Origin of the sequence: Sphingobium sp. HWE2-09 (assembly GCF_035989265.1) — a bacterium.
GTDB lineage: Bacteria > Pseudomonadota > Alphaproteobacteria > Sphingomonadales > Sphingomonadaceae > Sphingobium.
Window position 1 is genome coordinate 780512 of sequence record NZ_JAYKZX010000003.1, and the last position, 24445, is coordinate 804956.

The window sequence follows — 24445 nt, forward strand, 5'->3', positions numbered from 1 at the left end:
GGATAAAGGCGTGACAAAGGAGGCGATCGCGATCGTGCTGGCAGGCGATCTGGTTCTGGATGAGCCGGATGGCGCCTATTGGCTGGCCGGGATCGCTCCTGCTTTGCGTACCGCCGACCTGGCGGTGGGCCATCTGGAAGTGCCCCATACGGTGCGCGGGGCGGAACTGGCGGGCGATGTGCCAGCGCCCGGCGCACCGCCCGAAAATCTTGCTGCGATTGCTGAGGCAGGCTTTGCGATGCTGAGCCTGGCGGGCAACCATATTGCCGATTGCGGGGCGGAGGGGATTGCCGACACGATCGCGGGGCTGGAGGCGCAGGGCGTGGCGCACAGCGGCGCGGGGCTCACCCTGGCCGCCGCGCGTGCACCCGCCATCGTCGTGCGGGGCGGGCATCGGGTCGCGCTGCTGAGCTATAATTGCGTGGGGCCGGTCGCCAGTTGGGCGAGCGAGGACACAGCAGGATGCGCCTGGCTGCGGATCGATACGGCGGATGGCGCGCCGATCGCGCCTGCCGCCGCCCTGACCACGTTGACCGACGAAGCGCGTGCGATGCTGCAGGCCGACATCGCCGCCGTCCGCGTACAGGCGGACATGGTGCTGGTCGCGCTGCACAAGGGGATCGTCCATACGCCTGCGCAGCTTGCCCCTTATGAACGCGCTTTGTCGCACGCGGCGATCGATGCGGGCGCGGATGTCGTCATCGGCCACCACGCCCATATCGTGCGCGGCATCGAATTTTATCGCGGCAAGCCTATTTTCCATGGCCTGGGCAATGGCTGCGTCGTGACCAGTGCGCTCAGCCCGGCGCAGGATCATCCCGCGCGCGCCGAATGGGCGGCGCGGCGGCGCACGATGTTCGGCTTCGAACCCGATCCGGCCTATACGCTGGCGCCTTTCCATCCCGAAGCGGTCAACGCCTTTCTGGGGCATCTCACATTGGAGGCGGACGGCGTGATCGCGGTTGGCATCGTCCCGGTCGATGTCGAAGCGCCCGGTCGCCCGATCCTGGCATCAGGCGAGCGCGCGGCGGCCATCCGCGCCTATGTCGAACGGATCACGCAGGCGGCCGGGCTGCCCGCCATCACCATCAGTCACGACGGTCGCGTCGAAGAAGGGACGTCATGAATATCGCCAGGACCGCGATGGTGTGGACGGGCGGGATCGCCCTGATCACTGCCGCTGCGCTCAATTTGCTAGCGGTGATCGGCCGTCATACCGGCCTGCCGCTAAAGGGCGCGATCGAATTAGTGCAGGTCGCCGTGCTGATCGCCGGATCGCTGGCGCTGGTCGCTGCGACGCTGGCGCGCAACCACGCGCGCGTGCACCTGATCCTCGATCGGCTGACCGGCGTGACGCGCGATGTCGCCGAACGCATCTGCACGGCGCTGTCTATCCTCTTCTACCTGCTGCTGCTGACCGGCGCTTGCTGGCTGGCAGCCGATTTGTGGGGGAGTCAGGAGGTGAGCGAGCTGCTTGATGTGCCATGGCGGGCGATGCGCGCTTTCCTGAACGGCGCCCTCATCCTCGTCATCATCCTGCTGGCACGCCAGTTGGTGGAGCGTCGCCGCCCATGATCCTGGCCACTCCCGAAACCGGCCTGATCGGCCTGATCCTTTTGTTCGCGATGCTGCTGTGCGGCGTGCCGATCGGCGTGTCGCTGGGCCTTGTCGGCGTGGGCGGCCTGATGGTCGCGCTGGGGCCGGAGGGCGCGCTGATCAAGGCGGGCGTGGTCGTGGTGGAGACGCTGACCCGCTATGAACTGGGCACCTTGCCGCTCTTCATGCTGATGGCGCATCTTTTCTTTTCCGCCAACGCCAGCCGCGATCTGTTCGATGCGGCGGCCAAGATGATCGGGCACCGGCGCGGTGGCTTGGCCTATGCGTCGATCGGCGGATGCGCCGGGTTCGGATCGATCAACGGGTCCAGCTTGGCGACGGCCGCCACCATCGGCCTGGTCGCGCTGCCAGAAATGCGCCAGCGCGGCTATAGCGATGCGCTGGCGACGGGTACGGTCGCGGCGGGCGGTACGCTGGGGCAGATGCTGCCGCCGTCGGGCGCGTTGATCGTCTATGGCATCATCGCCGAACAATCGATCGGCAAGCTGTTCACCGCCACGTTGATCCCGGGCATTTCGCAGATGCTCTTCTATTGCCTGGTCGTCTGGCTGCTGGTGCGCTGGCGTCCGTCGATCGCGCCGCCCAGTGAGCGGGCGAGCTGGGCCGAGCGTGGCCGGGCCATGCTGCGCATTGCCGATATGCTGGTGCTGTTGGGCGTGGTGCTGGGCGGGATCGTGCTGGGCTGGTTCAGCCCGTCCGAAGCCTCCTCCATCGGCACGGCGGGCGCGCTCGTCATCACCGCCTGGCGCGGGCGGCTCAACCGCGACGTGCTGTTCCGCGCCTTTTCCGAAACGCTGCGGACGGCGGGCCTCATCTTCCTGGTCATCATCGGCGCGATCATCTTTTCGGTGTTCATCAGCGTCACGGGCCTGACGGAATCGGTCGGCAATGCGGTGACGGCGATGCATATGGGCACCATCCCCACCTTGCTGGTGGTTGCGGCGCTGTTGCTGCTGCTGGGTTCCGTGCTGGACGGTCTGGCGCTGATGCTGCTGACCACGCCCATATTGCTGCCGATCATCGAAGGCGTGGGCATGTCGCCCATCTGGTTCGGCATCTTCATCACGCGCGCGATGGAGATCGGCTTCGTCCACCCGCCGCTCGGCATGAACCTCTACGTCATTCAGGGGGTGGCGAAGGATGTGCCGCTGAACCGAATTTTCAAGGGCGTGCTGCCGTTCCTGGGCAGCGACCTGATCCACCTGCTCCTTATCATCCTGTTCCCGGCCATGGCGCTGTGGCTGCCTACCATGTTTGGACAATGACCATGATCGCCTATGTCGGCCCCGACCTGCCGCAAGACCTGGTGACCGCGACCGGCGCCTGTTCCGGCCCGCTGGGCTGGAATGTCGATCGCGCCATGCCTGCGGCGGATCGGTGGCTGGAAAGCAAATTCCCGCTCTGGACGCGCTCCATCTTGCAGGATTGGGCCGATGGTGCGTTGGACAGGATGGACGCGGTGATCTTCTCCCGCGCCGACGACGCGGCGCAGCGGCTCTATTATTATGTGTGCGAATTGCGCGAGCGCGGCGAAATCAGCGGGCCGGAGCCGATGATCTTCGACGCGGCGACAATCGGGCGGGGGAGCAGCGTGGCACATATGCGCGGGGCAATCGAGCGACTGGCCGCGAGGCTGGGCGTCGATGACGCCGCGCTGGAAGGCGGCATCGTCGCGACCAATGTGCTGCGGGATGTCGCTCCGGAAATAGGGGGCGACGGACCGCTGTGCCTGTTGGCAGGAACGCCGCCGCCCGATCGACGCCTCCATGCGATGATCGAAGCCGCAGGATGGCGCGCGGCCGGGCAGACGCTGGCGGAAAGCTGGCAGTATCCCGGCGACCTGCACGTCGATGAAGGCAGCGGCGATCCCTGCGCGGCGATCGCGCGCCAGTTGCATGGAGCGGCGCAGGGGAGTCGCGCCTTCCGCGATCATGCGGGCGCATTGATGGCACAGGCGCAGGACGTGCGCGCGTCGGCAGCGATATTGTGGTTCGCGGAAGAGGATGAGGCGCGCATCTGGCATTTGCCGGCGCAACGTGATGCGCTGGCGCAGGCCGATGTGCCGACGCTGATCCTCACCCGCCGCGACTGGCGCGCGAACGATGGTGCGGGCGAGGAGATCGCTGCATTTTTGAAGGAGCATACAGCATGACCACGCTCGCAGGCCATCGCGTCGCCATATTGGGCGGCATGGCGGATCGCCCGCTGGCGCGCTTTCTGGCGTCGATGGGCGCTGACCTTGGCGGCCCGGTAGAAGGCGCGTCCTTCGTCATCGACGATCTGGGGCTGGAGGCGCTGTCGGACGTAGCGATCCCCGACACGGCGGTGCATGTATCGGTCACGACCTTCGGATCAAACGGCCCGCGGTCCGACTGGAAAGGTGGCGAGTTCATCGCCTCGGCCATGGGCGGCGCGCTGCGCGTGACGGGCGAGCCGGACCTGCCGCCGGTCAAGGAAGCGGGCGACGCCTGCACCTTCCACGCCGACATGGTCGCGGCCAGCGGCGCAATGGCCGCCCATTATGCGCGCGGCACCCATGGCAAGGGGCAGCATGTTGACATATCGATCCAGCAGGTCGCGTTCAGCCGCAATTTCAACGGGATATTGTGCTGGCAATTCGACCGGCGCAAGCTCAAGCGGGTCGGTGGCGCGCTCGCTTATGGCAAGGCGACGGTGCGCGCGATCTGGCGGCTGGCGGACGGATGGTGTTTCCATTCGCTGATGACCGGGCGGCTGGGGGCGCCCGCCAATCAGGCGCTGTCGGACTGGATGGACGAGGTCGGTGCGCCAAATCCGCTGCACGGCACCGATTGGCTGAGCTATAACCGATCTACCCTGCCAGTCGACACACGCGCGCTGTGGGAAGCGGCGATCGATGCCTTCTTCCGTTCGCGCACCAAGGCGGAGATTGCAGTCGAAGGGTTGCGACGGGGCATCAACGCCTGTGTCGCGAACGAACCGGCCGATGTATTGGCCGACCCGCATCTGGCGGCGCGCGGCTTTTTCGATACGCCTTCGGGACTGCCCGAACGCTTCGCAGCGATCCGTGAGGGAGCCGCCATCGCCGCGCCCGCTATTCATACTGGCGAGCGGCCCGGTCCGCTGGCGGGGGTCAGGGTGTTGGACTTTGCCTGGGCGCTGGTCGGGTCGATTACCACCAAGACGCTGGGCGATCTCGGCGCGGAGATCGTGAAGATCGAAAGCCGCACGCGCCCCGATCTTGCCCGTCTCGACGTGCAGGTGTCCGCGTCGCAGCCCGGCAATTGGGACGACAAGCCCTGGTTCGCCCATCTCAATTCGTCCAAGCGCAGCCTGTCGCTGAACATGAAGAAGGCAGAGGCCCGCGAACTGATCGACCCGCTGATCGATTGGGCCGATGTGGTGGTCGAAAATTTCTCGCCCGGCACGATGAAGAAGCTGGGGCTGGACTATGACGCGCTGGCGGTGCGCAATCCCGGCATCGTCATGGTGTCGGGTAGTGTCTTCGGCCAGACCGGGCCGCTGGCGCAGGAATGGGGTGTCGATGGCACGGGCGGCGCACTGTCCGGGCGGACGTTCCTGACCGGCTATCCGGGCCGCGATCCGGTGATCCCCGGGGCGGTGCCCTATGGCGACGTGGTTGTCCCTTTCGTGATGGCGGGCGCGGTCGCCGCCGCGCTCCAGCATCGGCGGGAGACGGGACGTGGCGCGCATATCGATGCGTCAATGTATGAGATTTGCGTGCAGCAGATGCGCGACACCCTGGCTGCCGCCCGGCGCGGCGAGCGGCCGCAACGGTCGGGTAATGCCGATCCGGGCGTATTCTTGCAGGATGTGTTTCCCGCATTGGGCGACGATCGCTGGGTGGCGATCAGCCTGTTCGATGAGGCGGATCGTGCGCGGCTGCACGCGATCACCGGCCCCGATATCGCGGCATGGACCGCGCAACGCGAAGATCACGCGATCGCGGCGGCGCTTCAGGCGGCGGGGATCGCTTGCGGCGTGGTGCAGGATTGCGAGGATATGATCGATCGCGACCCGCAGCTTTCTGGACGCGGCGCACTGGTCACGCTCGACCATCCGATCCTCGGCCCGTTCGGTCATATCGCCACGCCCATATCCTTCTCGCGCGACAGCTTTGCACCGTTCCGCGCACCGGGCATGGGCGAACACGCCCACGCCATCGCCCGCGACCTGTGCGACCTGACCGACGCGCGCATCGCCGAACTGGAAGCGGCAGGAGTGTTTCAATGACCGATACGACCATCAGCCGCGCCACCGGCCAGCGTAGCCGCAAGGATCTGGCCTGCACCGCCGCCGCCAACGCATACCAGAAGCAGTTCGGCGCGGACCTGAAGCGGCGGGTCGTGGATGAAGGCGAACCCTTCGCCATAGTCCAGGCGGACACTCCGCACGAGATATTCCATGTGATGGATATCCCTATCATCACCAACCAATGGTGGTCGGCCTATATCTCCGCCAAGCAACTGTCGGGCAAATATTTCGATGTCATGGCGCGGCATGGCTATCCTGAAAACAGCTGCAAATATTGCTCGCTAGGTCTGGCCTGCACGCTGGCGAACGATCCCAAGACCGCGCCCTGGGGCGGCCTGCCCAAGCCCACCGTGCTGGTCGCGCGGCTGACCTGCGACTGCATCCAGCATGTGTTCGGCCAATGGGCGGAGGCGCTGGGCAGCGAGTTCTTCCCGATGGAAGCGCCCGCCTGGGAGCATAAGGAAGCGCGCTGGTTCGAACAGAGCCGCACGGACTGGCGGCGGGTCTATGAGCCGGATCGCATCGCGTTGATGGTGGCGGAGATGCGCGACCTCATCACCCTATTGGAACAGCGCACTGGGCGCCGGTTCGATGAAGCCAGGCTTCATCATCTGATGGAGCGGATCAACGAGCAGGAAGGCTATATCTGGGAAGCCGCGCAAGCCATCGGCAGCGCGCGCCCCTGCCCGGTATCGATCGCCGAGCAGATGCCCAACACGATGATCCCGCAATGGCATCGCGGGTCCGATTGGGCCGTCGCCCATGCCAAACGTTTCCGCGACGAGGTGATGGAGCGGGTAGCGGCCGGCGCGGGGGCGGCGGACAACGAGCGCATCAGGTTGATGTGGATCGGTGCCGGCGTGTGGCACGATCCGGGCTTCTATCAGGCGCTGGAGGAAAGGCTGGGCGCGGTGTTCGTCTGGTCGATGTATATGCCCTTTGCCGGGCCGCAATATATTCGCGAGATACAGGGCCAGCCGATGGATGCGCTGGCCAGCCGCATCTGTTCGATGAACGAAGTGCTGCATTTGCCGCCATGGATGAATGGATGGATGACCAGCGAGGCGGAGCGATGCGGCATCGACGCCTGCGTCATCCTGCTGCCGCCCGACAACCGCCTGTCGCAATCGGGCACGAAGCTGACCGCGCTGTCGCTGGAGGCGGCGGGCGTGCCGGTGCTGGCGATCGACGCGGACATGGTGGACGCGGCCAATTGGGACCATGATGCGATGGTCGCGATGGTCGCGGACTTTCTGGCGGCGCGGGGGTTGGCGTGACACGGCGCGCGCTGCTGCCCCTGTTGCTGCCGCTCTGCTTGATGGCGGCGTGCGCGCGGCCTTTGCCGCAGGGCGTGACGGAACTGACCTACGCCACGCCCTACAGCCCGACCCATCCGTTCAGCAAGGCGGACCAAGCATGGATGCAATTTGTCGAGCGGAAGTCGGGCGGGCGCATCCGCATCCGCCCGATCTGGTCGGGCGCGCTGCTCTCGTCGGACATGTCGATGGAGGAATTGCGGCACGGTGTCGCCGATGTCGGCCTGATCACCCCCATCTATGTGCGCGGCGGCACGCATCTGATTCGCATCCAGACGGGATTTTACAGCGGGGCTGACAGCATTGCGTCCCAGCTGAAACTCTATCGCTGCATGGCGGCGGCCGACCCGGAAATCGGCCATGAGTTGCAGGGCTTGAAAGTACTGGCGGTGCAGGGTGGGTCGCTCGCCGGGATCGTCACGACCGACCGGCAGGTGCGCACGCTCGCCGACCTGCGCGGACTGCGGCTGCGCGCACCGACCGAATTGCTGACGGTGCTGGAATCGCTGGGCGTCGACGCGGTCAACATGCCGATGGCGGACGTCTATTCCGCGATGGCGAAGGGTGTGATCGACGGCGTGATCGCGCCGGGCGACACGTTCAAGTCGCTGCATTTCGCGGAGGTTGCGCGCCATTATAACAACCTCGCCATCCCGCGTGGCGCTTATCCGGCACGGGCGATGGGCATGGCGCGGTGGAACCGGCTGAGCGCGGCGGATCGCGCGGTGCTCGAACAATCGCAGGCGGTGTGGGAGGATGCGCTGGCGCGGGAAATCCATGCTGCGCTGGAAAAGGGGCTGGCCGAAGCCAAGGCGCAGAAGGTGACGATCGACGGCATGTCCGCGCAGGAACAGGCGCGGTTCGACGCGCTGTATCTGCGCGATAGCGAAGGCAATGCGCGCAGCCTGTCGCGCTTCGGCATCGACGGCATGAAGGCGTTTCGCACCGCGCGGGCGGCGGTGCGCGGGCGGGATGATATCCAGTGCGGAGGTGCGACATGAAGCGGATTTTGCTGTTGGCGGCCTTGCTGTCGCAGGTCGCGTCGGCGCAACCGACGCGCATCATTGGCGATCCGGCAGGAACGGGACGCTGGCCTGCGGTTGCGGAGGGCTTGGCCGATGCCCTCGGTTACACGGTGTATCGCCCCGCGACGTGGCCGCGTGAACGGCTGCCGCTGATATTGTGGGGCAATGGCGGCTGTCGCGACAATGGTCTGTCGGCCAGCCACTTCCTGCGCGAAATCGCCAGCCATGGTTATGTCGTGATCGCCAATGGCGCGCCGCGTGAGGAAAAGCCGCCGCTCGCTGCTCTGCCCAAGGAAGGCGAGGGACGCCCGCCTGCAGGCCCGCCACCTGCGACGCCCGACGAGACGCAGGTGAGCCAGTTGCTGGGCGCGATCGATTGGGCCGGGACAGGCGCCTATCGCAGCCATATCGATACCAAGCGGGTCGCGGTGATGGGTCATAGCTGCGGTGGTTTGCAGGCGATCGCGGCGGGGGCTGACCCGCGCATCCGCACGGTGATGGCGTTCAACAGCGGCGTCTATAATCGACCCGGCGGCGGGCGCAGCGGCGTGTCCGTGACCAAGGACGACCTGAACAAGCTGCACACCCCTATCGCCTATATCCTCGGCGGGCCGACCGACATCGCCTATCCCAATGGCAGCGACGACGTGGCGCGGATCACCCATGTGCCGGTGTTCTACGGCAACAAGGCGACCGGCCATGGCGGCACGTTCTCAATGGTCAATGGCGGAGATTATGGCCGCGTGGCGGTCGGCTGGCTCGATTGGCAGATGAAGGGCGACCGCCGCGCCGGTCGCCTGTTCGCAGGGCCGTACTGCGGCCTATGCAAGGCGGGCGACTGGACGGTCGTGCGCAAGCAATTTCCGGAGAAACCATGATTCAGCCGCTCGCGGGCATCCGCATCGCCGATTTCAGCCATGTGATGGCTGGCCCCTATGCGTCGCACCTGTTGCGGCTGATGGGCGCGGACGTCATCAAGATCGAACCGCCCAAGGGCGACAGTTTCCGCAGCTATGGCACCGATCCCCGGTTCGATGGCATGTCGCCCGCCTTCATCGCCGCCAATGCGGGCAAGAAATCGATCGCGCTGGACCTGAAAAATCCCGACGATCTGGATATCGCGCACCAGATCGTGGCGCGGTGCGACGTGCTGCTGGAAAATTTCCGCCCCGGCGTGATCGCGCGACTGGGGCTGGGCTATGATGCGGTGCGGGCGATGCGGCCCGATATCATCTATTGTTCGGTGTCGGGCTATGGGCAGGACAGCCCGCAGCGCGACTGGCCCGCGATCGACAATATCGTGCAGGCGACCAGCGGCATGATGATGCTGAGCGGGGAAGAAGGCGATCCGCCGGTGCGGGTGGGCTTTCCGATCGTCGATACGCTGACCGGCCAGACGGCGGCGTTGGCGATTATGTCCGCGCTGATCCGGCGGATGCAGGGCGGGGGCGGCGGTTATATCGACGTGTCGATGTTCGACGCCAGCCTGGCCTTCATGACATCCGCCGTCACCCCCTATCTGGCGACCGGGCGGGCGATGTCGCGGATGGGCAATACCGGCTATAGCGGCCTGCCTACAGCGTCGCTCTTTACCGCGAAAGACGGGCGGCAGGTTTCTTTGGGCGTGGTGCAGCCCAACCAGTTCGAGGCGCTGGCCCGCTTTACCGGGCGGGAGGACTGGCTGACCGACCCCCTGTTCGCCACGCCCGAAGCGCGGCGGGCGAATTTCGACGCGATGAAAGCGGAATTGGCCGGGGTGATCGCCACGCGGGATGCTGCCGAATGGGAAGCGGGCATGAGCGCAGCAGGCATCCCCTGCGGCATGGTGCGTCGGGTCGATGAGGCGGCGGCGCTGGCACGGCCCGATGCGCTGGTATCGTTCGATATTCCCGGCGTGCCGCTGGACCGGCCGGTGGGCATGCCGGGCGTCGGTTTCCGCATGACGCCCGGCGCGCAGGTCGGCCACGCACCGCCTTTCCTGGACGAAAACCGGGCGGAGATACTGGACTGGCTGGCGCAGCCGGACGAGGGGTAGGGCGCACCGGATCGATCGCAGGACGGATGTCCAGCGATCTATCCGGGGCTGCCCCAGCTACGTCAGGGCTTGGGCTTCAACAGGCCGTGCATATCGATCCATTGCACGAAAGCGTCGAACCAGCCGGTGCTGGTGGTCGCTTTCCTGTACATGCCAAAGCCGTGGCCGCCGCGTTCGTAGAGGTGAAATTCGACCGGACGGCGCGCCGTGCGCCAATCGTCGATCAGCTTGAAATCACGGTTGCCGAACAGCGGATCGTCGGCGGCGATCGCGGCGAACATGGGCGGCGCGTCCTGTGGGACGGCCATGGTGCCGAGCGGGCCATAGACATTGCCGATGAAGGCGGGCTTGGCGTCGCTGGACAAGGTGGTCGCCATGGTCAGCATCGCGCCGGCGGAAAAGCCGATCATGCCGATCCGGTCGGGATCGACATGCCATTGCTTCGCCCGCGTACGGATCAGGCGGAAGGCGGCGGTGGAATCCGCCAATTGGGGCGCCAGGTCGCTGGCGGCATTGGCCGGGGCGGGCAGCGGGGTGCGAGCGACGCCGGAGAACATCTCCTGCATCGATTTTTCAAAGCCCGCCATGTCGGCAGGCGTCTGCCGCAGGCGATATTTGAGGACGAAGGCGGCAACCCCCTTGGCCGCCAGCGCGCGAGCGACGTCATAGCCTTCATTGTCCATCGATAGCGTGCGGAAGCCGCCGCCCGGCGCGACGACGATCGCAGCGCCCGATGCCCTGGCGGGATCGGGCAGGAAGGGCGTCAGCGTCGCGACGGTGACATTGCGGGCGAAGCGACTGCCATATTGGCGATGCCAGGATTTGGTCGCCTTCGCACCGGGCAGGGGGCCGGTGCCAAGCTCGATCGCGTCGGGCTGGGCCGGGATGGCGATCGGCGCCATCTTGTCATCCTGCGCCTGTCCCCGCGCAGGCGCGGCCAGCGCGCAAGCGGCCAGCCCGATCGTGATGAGCCGCGTGACGGACAGGGCGCGCCGCCCTTGCAACCCGGTGCGTATCGACAAATGGATCATGTCATCCTCCTCCTGTTGTTGCCCTTAAAGGCTGATTTATTTCGGTAACGGAACGAGTCTCGCGATGCTGTAGACGGCCTTTTGCTGCTGGACGGGTTGATCGGGCTGGCCGCTGCCGACGCTCAATTGATAGGCGCCCGGCAGCATCGCACGATCGCCCGCCATGGTGACGAAACTAAGGTCGCGAGGCGACAGGATGAATTCGACCGGCTGAGTTTCGCCCGGCTTGAGCGTCACCCGCTGGAACCCGCGCAGCGCGGTGCGGGGGGCACCGTCGAAGCGTGGCGGCGTGATGTAGAGTTGCGCGACATCGTCGCCCGCCCGCGCGCCGCTATTGGTGATGGACGTGCGCACCCGCAGCCCGTTCTCGACCGATCCGTCGATCGGCTCGACCGACAGCGGTGCATAGCGGAAGCTAGTGTAGCTGAGGCCGTGGCCGAAGGGATAGACCGGCGTCCCCTTGAAATAACGATAGGTGCGGCCGTCCATGCCATAGTCGGTGAAGGGCGGCAGGTCGGCCACGCTCTTGTAGAAAGTGACGGGCAGGCGACCGCCCGGATCGGCCTTGCCCGACAGGACGTTGCCCACAGCCAGACCACCGGATTGGCCGGGATACCAAGCTTCCACTATGGCGGCGGCATTGGCCTTCGCCCAGGACAGGTCGATGGCACTGCCGTTCATCGCGACGACGATCAGGGGCTTGCCCAGCGCCTTTGCCTTTTCCAGAAAGGCGCGCTGGTCGGCGGGCAGATCGAGCGTTGTCTTGTCGCCGCCGACGAAGCCATCGACCTTCACCGGCATTTCCTCGCCCTCCAGGTCGGAGGTCAGGCCGACCACGGCGATGACGACATCGGCGTCCTTCGTCCCCGCCGCCAGATCGCGATCGATATCGTCGGTAACGCGCTTCCAGAAGATGGCGGGGCTGGCGGATACGCTGCTTTCGCCTTGCAGGCGGATGGCGTAGCGATCGCCCTTGGTCATGCGCACTTGCGTCAGCGCCAATGGTTCGGCCCAGCCCGAATAGGCGGCGGCGGATATGACCGGCTTGCCGTTCAGCGTCACATCGCCCTTCACCCCGGTCAGGGCGAGGCGGTAGAGGCCGGTTTCGGGCGCGACCAGATAGCCGGTCCATTCGATCCTATGATTGTCAGACACTTGTTTGAACTCGGCGGCGCGCGACACCAGGCTGGCTTCCACGCGGGTCAGGACGGGCTTGGCGGCGAACTGGTCCTTGCCGGTGGCGTTATAATAGGCCGCGCGGATGCCCGGTTTCCCGTCGGGCGTGCGCAGCGCGGTGCCGGGCACCAGATCGCCGTCGGTGATGGATGGGGTGAACGGGATAACCGACACCGTCGCGCCGGGCATGGCGTGTTTCAGGCCGTCGGCCACGGAAATGGGCGGGGCGCTCTTGGCCGAAGAATAATTGCCGCGCAGCACGCGGGTGGCGTCCGCCAGCGGTCCCACCAGTGCGATGCGGGCGCCGGGCTTCAACGGCAGGACGCCGTCATTCTTCAGCAGGACCAGGCTTTTTTCGGCGGTGGTCAGCGCCAGCGCATCATGAGCGGCGGTGCCGATCGCCCTGGTCGGCGTCGCATTGGGCTGGCGCGCCGACAGGCCAGGCAAGTCGCCATTGCGCAGCCGCGCGGAAAAGAGGCGGACGAGCGCCGTGTCGATGTCGCCCATATTGATATAGCCGCGCGCCAGCGATTCCTTATACCGGTCGCCAAGGTCGGTGCGGCCGCCCAGCGTCGAATTGTTGCATTCGCTGTCCACGCCATAGCGTAGCGCCACTGCCACGCCGGTCGCGGCGTCGGGCGCATATTTATGATGGTCATAGATATCGACCACGGCGTCGCAGTCCGACACGACATAGCCGGTAAAGCCCCACGCGCCGCGCAGATAATCCTGCAACAGCATGTGGCTGCCGCAGGCGGGTTGGCCATCGACGCGGTTATAGGCGCACATGATCGACCCGGCCTTGCCCTCCACGATCGCGGCGCGGAAGGCGGGGAGGTAGGTGTCCTCCAGGTCGCGCTGGGTCGCGAAAATATTGTCGGTGTGGCGGCTGGGTTCGGGGCCGCTATGGACCGCAAAATGTTTGGGCGTCGCGACGACGTTCGGCAGGTCGGGATCGTCGCCCTGCATCCCCTGGATGAACGCGACGCCGATATGCGCGGTCAGGAACGGGTCTTCACCATAGGTTTCCTGCCCCCGGCCCCAACGCGGATCGCGGAAGATGTTGATGTTGGGCGACCAGGTATCGAGGCCGGTGCCGATGCGGCCCAGATGGCCGGTCTGGCGGCCCAGCGTGTGCAGCGCCTGCACTTCGGTGCTGATCGCCGACGCGACATCCTTAATCAGCGGCGCGTCGAAGGTGGCGGCCAGGCCGATGGGTTCGGGGAAGTTGGTGGTGGGGACAGCGCCGATCGCGCCGTGCAGCGATTCGGTCCACCAATTATAGGCCGGAATGTCGAGCCGCGGGATTGCCGGGGCGACGTTGAGAAGTTGGGCGACCTTTTCATCCAGCGTCAGCTTGTCGACGATGGTGCGGGCCTTGGCGTTGGCCTCTGCCTGCACGTCGCCGGACTGCGCGTGGGCGATCGCCGATGTGGTCAGCAGCAGCAGGGCGCTGGCCGCGCGCAGGACGAAACCGGTTGTCATTCTTCTCTCCGCTGGGAAAGCGCCTTTGCGGCGTCGGTTCTGGGATGGGGAGGCGGGTCGCCATTGGGCGTCACCAGATAAAAGATACGGACGCGGGGGAGGGGCACTTCCCCCGCGTCCGGGGCGCTCAGCGCGAAGCGGCGCCCGCCGCCGCTTTCGCGACGAAGGGAGTGATGGTCTGGATCGTACCATCGGGATTATATTTCAGCTCGGTGACCTTGACGTTGCGCAGTCGGGTCTGGCCCGACAGTTGCGTATCGGCGTAGAACAGCCACCATTTCCCGTTCCATTCGACGATCGAATGATGAGTCGTCCATCCTTCCACCGGCTCCATGATGCGGCCCTTGTAGGTGAAAGGACCGTAGGGCGAATCGCCTATCGCATAGGCGAGATAATGGGTGTCGCCGGTCGAATAGCTGAAATAATATTTGCCCTTATATTTGTGCATCCAGGATGCTTCGAAGAAGCGGCGATCATGGTCGCCGCCCAGCAAAGGCTTGCCCTTGTCATCCACAATCTGCACTGCGCGGGGCGTTTCGGTGAATTCCAGCATGTCGCCGGTCATCTTGGCGACGCGCGGGGCGAGGGCCGGCTTGTCGTCCTGACCAAGGTCGGTCTTGGAGCCGTTGGCGTCATATGTGCCATCGACATTGCGCTGGAGCTGCCCGCCCCAGATGCCGCCGAAATACATATAGCTGGACCCGTCATCGTCGGTGAAGACGGCGGGATCGATCGAATAGCTGCCCTTGATCGGTTGCGGTTGCGCCTTGAACGGACCCATCGGGTCTTTCGACGTGGCGACGCCGATGCGGAAGGCGCCTTCCTTGTCCTTGGCGGGGAAGTAGAGGAAATAGGTGCCGTTCTTATAGGCGGCGTCGGGCGCCCACATCTGCTTGTCGGCCCAGGGCACATCCTTGACGTCGAGCGCGAAGGGGCCGACCGTGACCGGGCCGCCGATCTTGTCCATCGACAGGATGCGATAATCGCGCATTTCGAAATGGGAGCCGAGATCGTCTTCGGCGGTCGGCCCGTCGATATCATGGCTGGGATAGACGTAGATCTTGCCGTTCCACACATGGGCCGACGGGTCGGCGGTATAGATGTCTTTGACCAGCGGTTGCGACAGATATTCGGACGCGTCGCGGCGGCTTTCCTTGGCGGGCTGGGCTTTATTGTCCGGCTGTTCCTGCTGCTGACATGCAGCGGTGGCGAGCAGCGCCATGGTCAGCGGCAGGGCCGTCAGTGTTCGCAATGACATGGGCATGTCTATCCTCTCTCGTTATGCGACAATCCTTTTATAGCGAATTGAGATAGCGCTATCATGAATGCAACGCAATCTCTGTCTTGGCGCTTGTGTTGTGATTTACCCACATGTTACCAACGCAACAAATGTGCGCCTTGTGAAATTTGGTAGCGCAAACAAGGAGGGGATTTCCATGCGCTTCAGGCTGACGTCCGCAATCTGCATCGCCACGCTGCTGGGCAGCGCCAGCGGGGTGGCAATGGCGCAGGATGATGGCGCGTTGCGCCTGAATGACAAGGGCTATTTCGAAGGCCCGGCGGTCAACATCCTGGCGTTTTCCAACTGGTATGACGGCTTGTTCGCCGACGCCAAGATCGGCGGGATAGAGATCATCCAGCGCGGGGTGCGCAGCGCCACCAACGGCGATGTGCGGCTGGCCGTGACGCCGGGGCAATGGGATCCTGCCGCCGCGCTCGTCAGCCGCAAGGTGGATGCCGCCACCGGGGTCGTGGAAACGACGCTGCGCTACGCCCAATATGACTGGGACTATGTCGTGCGGGCGGAGCGGGACGGCAGCGGTGCGCGGCTGAGCGTGATCCTCGACCAGCCGGTGCCGCAGGCGCTGGCGGGGAAGGCGGGGTTCAATCTGGAGTTCCTGCCGTCAGCCTATTTCCATCATGCCTATATGGCGGACGACCGTACAGGCATCTTTCCGCTATACTCGGCCGACGCGATGGCGCTGAGCGCGGAACGCAATGCGGCGAGTGGACGAAGCGAGGGGCCGGGGGCCGAGCCGCTGCCGATCGCCAGCGGCAAGCGCTTCGTACTGGCGCCCGAAGACCCTGCGCGCCGGATTACCATCACCGGGGACGCGCCGATCGCGCTCTATGATGGTCGCAATCAGGCGCAAAATGGCTGGTTCGTGCTGCGGTCGATGTTGCCTGCAGGCAAGACCGGCACGGTGTTGCAATGGACGGTCACGCCGCAGGGTGACGCGACATGGCTGCGCACGCCGGTGATCGCCCATTCGCAGCTGGGCTATGCGCCGGGTGGGCCGAAGGTCGCTACCGTCGAACTGGACCGCAACGACAAGCGCAGGCCGCCGCTGCGGCTGATCCGCATCGGCGCGGACGGGGCGGAAACCACCGTGCCGACGGCGGCGGCGCGGGAATGGGGCGACTATCTGCGCTACCATTATCTCCAGATGGATTTCAGCGCCGTGCGGGAGCCAGGCCTCTATCGGCTGGATTATGGCGACGTGAAGACGGCCCCGTTCCGTATCGCCGCGGACGTCTATGCCGATGCCTGGCACCCCACCAATGATGTCTATTTCCCTGTCGCCATGGACCATGTTTCGGTCAACGAAGCCTATCGCAGCTGGCACGGGGATTCCCATCGCGACGACGCGCGGCAGGCGCCGGTGAACCACGAGCATATCGACCTCTATCGGCAGGGACCGACCACCGACACGCGCTTTCAGCCGGGCGAGCATATTCCGGGGCTGAATGTCGGCGGCTGGTATGATGCGGGCGATTTCGACATTCGCACCCAGTCGCAATATCAGGTGATCCGATCGCTCGCCGACGCGCAGGAACGCTACGGCCTGACCCGCGACACGGTCAGAGTCGATCAGGCGCGACGGCATGTGGAGATGCATGTGCCCGACGGCAAGCCGGACATGGTGCAGCAGGTCGCGCATGGCACGCTGCAATTGTTGGCGCAGTTCGATGCGGTGGGGCATGCCATCCATGGCATCGTCGAACCGGACGTGGCGCAATATACCCATCTGGGCGACGCGGCGAACAAGACCGACGGGTTGCCATACGACCCTTCGCTTAAGCCCGGCGAGGTGAAGGATGGGCGCAGCGGCACGCCCGACGATCGCTGGGCCTTTACCAGCAAGGCGTCGGCGCTCAACTATGGGTCCATCGCCGGGCTGGCGGCGGCGGCGCGGGTGCTGAAGGGGCAGGACGATGCGCTGGCCGAACGCGCGCTAACGACGGCAGAGCAGGTGTGGCGGGAGGAGCAGGGCCACGCGCCTGACACATTCCGCCATGGCAATACGACCGGCGGGCCGCTGGAGGCGGAGATGTTCGGCGCGGCGGTGGAATTGCTGCGCACGACGCGCAAGCCCGTCTATGCCAGGGCGGTGATGGCGCTGTGGCCCCAGGTCGAAAAGGGCTTCGGCTTCAACGCGCAGACTGCGGTGGCGGCGATCCCGTTCATGCCCGCCGCCTATCGCAAGGCGATGATCCCTGCGGTGCGGAAGTGGCAGGCCGAGAGCGCGGCCACGGCTAAAGCCAATCCGTTCGGCGTGCCGATCACGACCGGTGGCTGGGCAGGGTCCGGCACGGTGCTAGGCTATGCTCTGACGGGGGAGGCGTTGCACCGCGCTTTCCCGGAGATCGTCGGGCCGGATGCGACGTTGCGGGGCGTGGCCTTCTTGACGGGGCATCATCCGGGGTCCGACATCAGCTTTGTATCGGGCGTTGGCACGGTGTCGAAGGAAGTCGCTTATGGTAATAACCGTGCCGATTTTTCCTTCATTGCGGGCGGGGTGGTGCCCGGCGTACTAGTAGTGAAGCCGGACTTCCCGGAAAATCACGAGGACTGGCCGTTCTTCTGGGGCGAGAATGAATATGTCATCCCCGAAGGCGCGGCGTGGATCGAACTCGCCAATGCCGCCAACCGGCTGAGCGGCGGACAATAAGAGAGTGCGGGTTGCGGCCGGTCAGACCGGCTGCAACCCGTGGGCCACGATCTTTTCGATGAGATCGCGATGGCGCGGCAGACCCGCGCGCAGCTTCGCTGTCATCGCGGCATTCTCCCGCCATGCGCGGCTGGCGAGATGGGTGTCGCGCGACAGGTCGGGGACATGCACCTGTGTCTTGAAGCCCATGCCGTAGAGGACATATTGATAGCTGGCCGCCGGGAAGACCTCCTCGACCCGATCGAACTCGTCCAGGAAACCGGGCGACTGGTAGCGCCAGAGCATCAGCAAGTCTTTCAGCCGATCCGGGATCGTTTCCTCGCGCACATTGTCGCGCCAGAAATCGCTGTCGGTGCGCTGCGTCAGCACATAATGGAGCTTGAGGAAATCGATGATCCGGCCCCAGCGATACTGGGTCGTCGCATTGAAGCGCGCGGCCACGATATCCATAACCTCGCGGCAGGGGGGCATTTGTTCGGCGATGATCTTGGCCGACAATTCGACCAGCACGATGGCGGAGGCTTCGAGCGGTTCGAGGAACCCGGCAGCCAGGCCCACCGCGACGCAATTGCCTTTCCAGAATGTTTCGCGGTGCCCAGACCGGATCTTGATCTTGCGGGCGTTCAGGCCATCGGCGGCGGGGCCGATATAGGCGCGCAATTCGCGTTCGGCCGCTTCGTCCGAAATATGGCTGCTGGAATAGACATGGCCGATGCCCCGGCGCGTCTGGATGCCGATGTCCCAGATCCAGCCTGCGCTTTGGGCGGTGGAGATGGTATGCGACGCGATCGGGCTGTCTGGGTGCTCATAGGGCACTTGCATCGCCAGCGCCGTGTCGCAGAACAGGACGTCGTTGCAGTCCTTGAACGGCACCTGCATCGCGCCTTCGATCAACAACGCCTTGAAACCGGTGCAATCGACGAACAGGTCGCCTGCGATCTCGCCTGCCTGGGTGGTGCGGATGGCGCGGATGTCCCCATTGTCCTGCATCAGCACCGCTTCGACATCGGCCAGAACGTGGCGCACGCCCAGTTTCTCGCAGCAATGGCGTTGCAGGAAGGGGGCGAACTTGCCCGCGTCGAGATGATAGGCATAGTTCGCCAGCGCATCATATTCCGCCGTCGCGATCGTCTTGGGCGCCAGCCCGTCGTCGCAGATGCGTCCCTGCGCACAGACGCTGTCGCAGAAACTCTCGTCGCCTTCATCCGCCAGCCAGTGCTGGGCGAGGTTCACCTGCCCGAAATTCTGGGGCAGCATCAGCGGATGATAATAGCCGTCGCCTGGCGCGCCGGTGGTCCAGCGGGCGAAGCGGGCGCCCTGCTTGAATGAGGCATCGCATTCGCGGAAGACATCGGTTTCGGACACGCCCATACGCGACAAGGTCGTGCGCAGCGTGGGCCAGGTGCCTTCGCCCACGCCGATGATGGGAACGTTGGGGGATTCGACCAGCGTAACGGTGAAGTCGCGCCCGATGCGACTTTTGTGACGCGCGGCGATGACGCCCGCCGTCAACCAGCCGGCAGTCCCACCGCCGACGATGATGATGTTGCGGACGGGACTGACCATGCGGAAACTACCCATGAAAGGGGAGAGGATGTCAACCGACATCCTCTCCAGGGCGGGACAGGGTTAGAAGCGGTAGCGTGCGCCTGCCGTGAAGCGACGGCCATAGGCATAAACGTCCAGCAACTGGTTGCTGAAGCGGCCATGGGTGCTGACCGTCTCATTGGTGATGTTCAGCGCTTCGCCAAAGACGCTGATCCGTTCGGTGATCTGGTAGCTGGTGCTCAGATCGACCTGAAGGCTGGAATTGACGAAGGTCGGTTCCGCGCCAAAGGCCGAGTTATTCTGCGCCTGACCAAATTCACGCAGATATTTGTCGCGCCAGTTGACCGCAGTACGGAACTGGAAGCCGTTCTTGTCGTAGAAGGCCACTAGGTTTGCCGAATTGGCGAGGCCCGTCACCGCAAAGCCGCTCTGCGACAGATTGTCTTCGTCATAGGGTTTGTTCGTCTTGACGAAAGTGGCGTTGGCATTGAAGCCGAAACCGCTGTCGCCAAAGACATGCTGCCATGCCAGTTCGACGCCCTTGATTGTTGCCGACGGACCGTTGACCCGTTGCGACACGGAGAAAACGGCTTCCGCGCCGGTCGTCGGATCGATCACGCCGTTGATCGTCTGGCGCTGCACGCCTTGAACTACGAAGTTCGACACATCCTTGATGAAGAAATTGACGGATGCGTAGGAGTTGCGTTGATAATACCATTCCGCTGCCAGATCGAAATTGTCGGCAAGATAGGGCTTCAGATTAGGATTGCCACCGGTTGCGGTGAGTGCGCCGACACGCTGGCCACTACCTACGTTCAGAACCGGCGTCAGTGTGTTCAATGCTGGTCGCGTGAGCGTGCGCGACGCATCGAAGCGCAGATGCAGCTTGTCCGTCAGTTCCAGCTTCATGTCGAGGCTGGGCAGGAAGTAGGAATAGCTGCTCCTGGTCGAGATTGGCTGCGATTCGCCGAAGCCGACCGTTAGCAACGTCTTATCAGCCGTGCTGCCGGTGATGGAGATCGGCAAACGTCCGATACCTGCAGACTCCAGCTTTGTGATTTCTTCACGCGCACCGGCGTTGAAGTGGAACGGCATCCCAGCGACATCAGCTTCGAAATTCACGCTGACATAGGCAGACCAAGTTTTCTCTCGCACATCCTGAACGCTGCCGGGATCAAGCAGCAGATCTAACGTGCCGCGATAGCCGAGCAAGCCATTGGTCGTGTCTGTTGGGACTGGATAGTTAAAGCCCGGCACGTTTTGCGCATATGGATTGCCCAGGCTTTCCAGATAACGCTGATATGCCTTGGCATCATATTTCAATAAGCCAGGAGGTAGCACGCCTGAAAATCCAGGGATGAAATTGTTTGTGCTGATCACGCCTTGAATGAGGCTGGAAGGAATCAACACGCCGCTGCCCTGCCCGGAAGGCCCACCATAGCCAGCATAGGCCTGCCAGAAATTGTTGGTGAAGGTGCTGCTGTTCTGGAGTTTGAATTGATCCTCCATGTAGCGGCCACCAAATTTGATGGTCAGATTATCCTGCGCCCATGTAGCGCCCAACCGGAATTGTTTGATCGCGTCGCTGTTGAGCTGCTGCTGCCGCACAGTGACGTGCGATCCCAGGATCGCCTGGTCGAGCCAGCGTGATGCGTCACCGTTGGGACCATAAGCGGTCAATTCCGGCAAAGCCTTGCTGCTGCTGCCGCTGACACGGATGCCATTTGCAGTGCCGAGCAGACCGCCATAGCCGATGTCACCATTTTCGCTGCTGATCTCGCCACCCGGATTCTGGCGGCTCTTGGAATAGCTGGCGTCGGCTTCGATCTTCAGATTGGGGGTGGCGTCCCATTTCAGGTTCAGGCCGACTTGGTTGGTTTCCAGAACGCGTGTATCGGTGCCCGCGGTAAAGTCGGTTGGCGATCCCTGCTGCACGAAGTCGATCGTCGTGCCATTTTCATCCTGCTCGACATTGCGCATCGACCCCTGGTTGAACCAAACGCCGAAACCGGAAATATCGGTGACGATCTTCTGCCGCGAATAATTGTCGTCCAATGTCAGGACGACATCGTCGGACGGCGCCCATTGCAGCGCGATACGGGCGTCGATGCGCTCGTCTTTGGTGTAGCGCTGGTCTGCCCCATATTGCTGGCCATACCAGCCTACGACGCTCTTGCGGTCGCTAGCCGCCGCCGCGGGGTCATCGGACGGCGCACAGGTTGCCGCACTGCTACCTGCCAATTGGCACGGCGCGAACAGACCGCCCTGCCAGCCCGAAACATATACGCGATTCACCTGCGTATCGCGGCGGGTATAGATGCCGTCGATCAGGATGCCGATCGTGTCATCGGCAAAGGTCTTGCTAAACAGCCCGCCGATTGTCGGCACAACCTTGCCCGCATCATCCTGGATCGATCCCGCCGCGCTGAATGCTACGCGGGTGCCTGGACTGTCGAACGGTTTGGGATAGGAGATGTTGACGGTCGCACCGATCGAACTGCTGGACAGCGACACGTCCGGCGTCTTCAATACGGCGAGTTGGCCGACGAAATCGGCACCGACCGTAGTGAAGTCGACCGACCGACCGCCCGTAGCCGTGGAAATGCGGCGACCGTCGATCAGCGTTTCGTTGAAATCGCCACCAAAGCCGCGCACGGTGATGCCATCGGGTTCGCCGCGCGGTCCCGCCCGGTTGATCGAAACGCCCGGTAGGCGCTGCAGTGACGCGGCGACGTTAGAGTCCGGGAACTTGCCGATGTCTTCCGCCGAAATGACGTCCACGACGCCCGACGATGTGCGCTTGATGTCAAGATTGCGCTGCAACGAGCCGCGAATACCGGTGACGACGATATCGGATTCGCTGGCTGGAGGCGCGATCGTCGTTGATGCACTTTCCTGGGCGACAGCCTGACCGGCGACCACCACGGCCAGTAGGCTGGCGGTGGCTGCGAGCGTGGTGCGACGACGCGCAACGCGCATATTATTAATATTGTACTTCATGATCCTCCCCAAGTTCAGACTTGTCTCGCCCGAACGCCGAAGCATGATTGCTGCAGCGATCATTTTTTATGGATCAAGGTGATGGGAAGCCCTGCCTATCTGGCAGATGTCGTCATCCTTACCTTGCTCTTCTTTTTTTCTAAGAGAAATGTTAGCGCTATCGAAACAAGCGATCAAGAGAAATTGTAGGTGTAATTGTCACAGCGCGCGAGAGCGGGCAGGTCTGATGAAAACAGGCCATTTATGTGGTGATGGGAAGCCGGGAAATCGTTGGAAGGAGAGGATATGGAATCGCTGGAACTGGTGAATAGTGACGCCCATGCCACAGTGCGGATGCGCGCTATGGATGAGCGGAGCGGGCCGTTCGTGCGCGTAGTGCTGAGCGAGTTTCCGGCCGCGGCCGTGGCCTGTCCGCTGCTGCTATCGAAAAGGTCGGATACGGGCGCCTTTTATGTCGCCGCGTTGATGGGGTTCAAGCCAGGCGAAAATCTGACGGATTCGCCCGATGGGAAGCCTGCCTTTCGTCCATTGGAGGCCGCCAGGGCGGGATTTTTCGCGGTCGAGGATAATATCGCGCTGGATCGGGCGCATGATCGATTCGCATCGGGTGATGGGGAGTCGCTGTTCGATCGCGACGGGCGGCCGACCGCGGCGATGCAGGCGGCGCAGGGGGCGTTGGGGCGGTTGATGGCGGGCGAAGAAGCGACGCAGGCCTTTATCGCCAAGCTGCTATCCTATCGGCTGGTCGAGCCGATCGACGTCTCGCTCAACTTCGATGATGGGGAAAGGCTGCGGCTGGACGGGCTATATACTGTCAGCCTCGATGCGCTGGGCGAACTTGACGATGCGGCGGTGATCGACCTGTTCCGGGCCGGGCATATGCAATGCGCCTATGCCATGATCACGTCGCTGCAGCATATCGCGTTGATGGCGCGGCGTCGGAACGAGCGGCTGGCGTCGATGCTGTGACGGGTGTAAGCGCCGCATCGAGCCTGGACGAATGCGACGCGTCGGACGTGGGCGATGCCGACGCCTTGCGCGCGCTGGCGTTGTCGTGCCGACCGGTCGTGATTCGCGGGCATTGCGGCCATTGGCCTGTCGTCGCGGCCGCAGCGCAAGGGCCGGATGCGGCGATGGCTTATCTGGGGCACTATGACGCCGGGCTGACAGCGGAATATTTCTCTGCGCCAGCATCGCTTGAGGGGCGCTATCATTATGGTGAGGGGCTAAGCGGGTTCAACTTCGCGCGCGAGGCGATCGACGTGCGCGATGCGTTGGCGCGGATTGGGGCCAATGCCGGGACGGGGCACGAAACCGGCTATGTCGGGTCGCTGCCGACGGATGCCTATTTCCCCGGTTTCGCGGACGATAATCCCAGTCGCGTGCTGGACGGGCATGTGCGGCCGCGCATCTGGCTGGGCAATCGATCGACCGTCGCCTGCCATTATGACAGCTATGATAATCTGGCCTGTGTCGTGGCGGGGCGGCGGCGCTTTACCCTTTATCCGCCAGAGGCGATCGGCGACCTGTATGTCGGGCCGATCGATCACACGCTGTCGGGGCAGCCCGTGTCGATGGCGGCGGGTGTTGCCGAGGGCGCAGCCGCCTATCCACGTTTCGCAGCGGCGCGGGCGAAGGCCATCGTCGTGGAATTGCACCCTGGCGATGCGCTCTATTTGCCCAAGCTGTGGTGGCATCAGGTCGAGGCGCTCGATCCGGTCAATATCCTGGTAAACTATTGGTGGGACGGTTTCGCGGCCGGGCCGGATTCGCCCTATGCGGCGTTGCTGCTGGCGATGATCGCCATTGCCGAAAGGCCCGCGCCCGAACGGGCGGCATGGCGGGCCTATTTCGACCATTATGTGTTCCGCGCCGAGGGGCATCCCTTGGCGCATCTGCCGCAAGAGAAACATGGCGTGCTGGGGCCGTTGGCGCAGGGCAATTACGGCCGCATCCGGACTTTGGTGATGCGGATGCTGCGGGGCGGCTAAGCCGATTTGAGAAA

Annotated in this window: 17 protein-coding genes; 12 read left to right on the forward strand and 5 right to left on the reverse strand. The window is 64.1% G+C overall.

Features of this window, described 5'->3' with window-relative positions; all coding sequences use genetic code 11:
* The first annotated feature begins 10 nt into the window (after positions 1-10).
* Genes U5A89_RS09275 through U5A89_RS09315 form a run of 9 tightly spaced genes read left to right on the forward strand, consistent with a single transcriptional unit; the run spans position 11 to position 10247 of the window.
* Positions 11-1126 (forward strand): CapA family protein, encoded by a 1116-nt coding sequence (locus U5A89_RS09275; protein WP_338160871.1) that lies wholly within the window; start codon positions 11-13, stop codon positions 1124-1126.
* Positions 1123-1575, forward strand: coding sequence for a TRAP transporter small permease subunit (locus U5A89_RS09280; protein WP_338160872.1), 453 nt, complete (start codon positions 1123-1125; stop codon positions 1573-1575). The genes U5A89_RS09275 and U5A89_RS09280 overlap by 4 nt, the downstream gene beginning before the upstream one ends.
* Positions 1572-2882, forward strand: coding sequence for a TRAP transporter large permease (locus U5A89_RS09285; protein WP_338160873.1), 1311 nt, complete (start codon positions 1572-1574; stop codon positions 2880-2882). Before U5A89_RS09280 ends, U5A89_RS09285 begins: the two co-directional genes overlap by 4 nt.
* Positions 2879-3769, forward strand: a complete 891-nt coding sequence (locus U5A89_RS09290) for a hypothetical protein (RefSeq protein WP_338160874.1) — start codon at positions 2879-2881, stop codon at positions 3767-3769. Before U5A89_RS09285 ends, U5A89_RS09290 begins: the two co-directional genes overlap by 4 nt.
* Entirely contained in the window at positions 3766-5850 is a 2085-nt protein-coding gene (locus U5A89_RS09295) for a CaiB/BaiF CoA-transferase family protein (RefSeq protein ID WP_338160875.1), read from the forward strand. Before U5A89_RS09290 ends, U5A89_RS09295 begins: the two co-directional genes overlap by 4 nt.
* On the forward strand, positions 5847-7148 hold the full coding sequence (locus U5A89_RS09300) for a 2-hydroxyacyl-CoA dehydratase subunit D (RefSeq protein WP_338160876.1): 1302 nt from the start codon (positions 5847-5849) through the stop codon (positions 7146-7148). Before U5A89_RS09295 ends, U5A89_RS09300 begins: the two co-directional genes overlap by 4 nt.
* Positions 7145-8188, forward strand: coding sequence for a TRAP transporter substrate-binding protein DctP (dctP, locus tag U5A89_RS09305; RefSeq protein ID WP_338160877.1), 1044 nt, complete (start codon positions 7145-7147; stop codon positions 8186-8188). The genes U5A89_RS09300 and dctP overlap by 4 nt, the downstream gene beginning before the upstream one ends.
* Positions 8185-9090 (forward strand): alpha/beta hydrolase, encoded by a 906-nt coding sequence (locus U5A89_RS09310; RefSeq protein ID WP_338160878.1) that lies wholly within the window; start codon positions 8185-8187, stop codon positions 9088-9090. The genes dctP and U5A89_RS09310 overlap by 4 nt, the downstream gene beginning before the upstream one ends.
* A complete protein-coding gene (locus tag U5A89_RS09315; protein ID WP_338160879.1) occupies positions 9087-10247 on the forward strand; it encodes a CaiB/BaiF CoA transferase family protein in 1161 nt (386 codons plus the stop codon). The genes U5A89_RS09310 and U5A89_RS09315 overlap by 4 nt, the downstream gene beginning before the upstream one ends.
* A 62-nt stretch (positions 10248-10309) precedes the next feature.
* Here the strand turns inward: U5A89_RS09315 and U5A89_RS09320 are convergent, their stop codons facing one another.
* The 3 genes from U5A89_RS09320 to U5A89_RS09330 all read right to left on the reverse strand — a co-directional run bounded on the left by U5A89_RS09320 (position 10310) and on the right by U5A89_RS09330 (position 15203).
* Positions 10310-11278, reverse strand: a complete 969-nt coding sequence (locus U5A89_RS09320) for an alpha/beta hydrolase (RefSeq protein WP_338160880.1) — start codon at positions 11276-11278, stop codon at positions 10310-10312.
* Positions 11279-11314: 36 nt separating this feature from the next.
* The gene (locus U5A89_RS09325; RefSeq protein WP_338160881.1) at positions 11315-13939 is read right to left on the reverse strand and encodes a glycoside hydrolase family 3 C-terminal domain-containing protein; all 2625 of its coding nucleotides are present in this window, start codon (positions 13937-13939) and stop codon (positions 11315-11317) included.
* A 127-nt stretch (positions 13940-14066) separates the two neighbouring features.
* The gene (locus U5A89_RS09330) at positions 14067-15203 is read right to left on the reverse strand and encodes a glycoside hydrolase family 43 protein (protein WP_445190639.1); all 1137 of its coding nucleotides are present in this window, start codon (positions 15201-15203) and stop codon (positions 14067-14069) included.
* Between the two features lie 172 nt (positions 15204-15375).
* Here U5A89_RS09330 and U5A89_RS09335 point away from each other — a divergent pair, with 172 nt between their 5' ends.
* Positions 15376-17892 (forward strand): glycoside hydrolase family 9 protein, encoded by a 2517-nt coding sequence (locus U5A89_RS09335; RefSeq protein WP_338160883.1) that lies wholly within the window; start codon positions 15376-15378, stop codon positions 17890-17892.
* A gap of 21 nt (positions 17893-17913) precedes the next feature.
* Here U5A89_RS09335 and U5A89_RS09340 read toward each other — a convergent pair whose 3' ends face one another.
* Positions 17914-19500, reverse strand: a complete 1587-nt coding sequence (locus tag U5A89_RS09340; protein WP_338160884.1) for a tryptophan halogenase family protein — start codon at positions 19498-19500, stop codon at positions 17914-17916.
* A gap of 21 nt (positions 19501-19521) precedes the next feature.
* Positions 19522-22440: a TonB-dependent receptor gene (locus U5A89_RS09345; protein ID WP_338160885.1), complete on the reverse strand. Its 2919-nt coding sequence runs from the start codon at positions 22438-22440 to the stop codon at positions 19522-19524.
* Positions 22441-22725: 285 nt separating this feature from the next.
* Here U5A89_RS09345 and U5A89_RS09350 point away from each other — a divergent pair, with 285 nt between their 5' ends.
* Both U5A89_RS09350 and U5A89_RS09355 read left to right on the forward strand, forming a co-directional pair.
* Complete coding sequence (locus U5A89_RS09350; protein ID WP_338160886.1) at positions 22726-23409, forward strand: SapC family protein; 684 nt, start codon at positions 22726-22728, stop codon at positions 23407-23409.
* A complete protein-coding gene (locus tag U5A89_RS09355; RefSeq protein WP_445190640.1) occupies positions 23406-24431 on the forward strand; it encodes a cupin-like domain-containing protein in 1026 nt (341 codons plus the stop codon). Before U5A89_RS09350 ends, U5A89_RS09355 begins: the two co-directional genes overlap by 4 nt.
* Positions 24432-24445 lie beyond the last annotated feature (14 nt).

Bases quoted from the DNA above. Each gene is read 5' to 3' on its own strand.
- U5A89_RS09280 (WP_338160872.1), top strand. From the start codon at position 1,123: ATGAATATCGCCAGGACCGCGATGGTGTGGACGGGCGGGATCGCCCTG.
- U5A89_RS09285 (WP_338160873.1), top strand. From the start codon at position 1,572: ATGATCCTGGCCACTCCCGAAACCGGCCTGATCGGCCTGATCCTTTTG.
- U5A89_RS09290 (WP_338160874.1), top strand. From the start codon at position 2,879: ATGACCATGATCGCCTATGTCGGCCCCGACCTGCCGCAAGACCTGGTG.
- U5A89_RS09295 (WP_338160875.1), top strand. From the start codon at position 3,766: ATGACCACGCTCGCAGGCCATCGCGTCGCCATATTGGGCGGCATGGCG.
- U5A89_RS09300 (WP_338160876.1), top strand. From the start codon at position 5,847: ATGACCGATACGACCATCAGCCGCGCCACCGGCCAGCGTAGCCGCAAG.
- U5A89_RS09310 (WP_338160878.1), top strand. From the start codon at position 8,185: ATGAAGCGGATTTTGCTGTTGGCGGCCTTGCTGTCGCAGGTCGCGTCG.
- U5A89_RS09315 (WP_338160879.1), top strand. From the start codon at position 9,087: ATGATTCAGCCGCTCGCGGGCATCCGCATCGCCGATTTCAGCCATGTG.
- U5A89_RS09320 (WP_338160880.1), bottom strand. From the start codon at position 11,278: ATGATCCATTTGTCGATACGCACCGGGTTGCAAGGGCGGCGCGCCCTG.
- U5A89_RS09325 (WP_338160881.1), bottom strand. From the start codon at position 13,939: ATGACAACCGGTTTCGTCCTGCGCGCGGCCAGCGCCCTGCTGCTGCTG.
- U5A89_RS09330 (WP_445190639.1), bottom strand. From the start codon at position 15,203: ATGCCCATGTCATTGCGAACACTGACGGCCCTGCCGCTGACCATGGCG.
- U5A89_RS09335 (WP_338160883.1), top strand. From the start codon at position 15,376: ATGCGCTTCAGGCTGACGTCCGCAATCTGCATCGCCACGCTGCTGGGC.
- U5A89_RS09340 (WP_338160884.1), bottom strand. From the start codon at position 19,500: ATGTCGGTTGACATCCTCTCCCCTTTCATGGGTAGTTTCCGCATGGTC.
- U5A89_RS09345 (WP_338160885.1), bottom strand. From the start codon at position 22,440: ATGAAGTACAATATTAATAATATGCGCGTTGCGCGTCGTCGCACCACG.
- U5A89_RS09350 (WP_338160886.1), top strand. From the start codon at position 22,726: ATGGAATCGCTGGAACTGGTGAATAGTGACGCCCATGCCACAGTGCGG.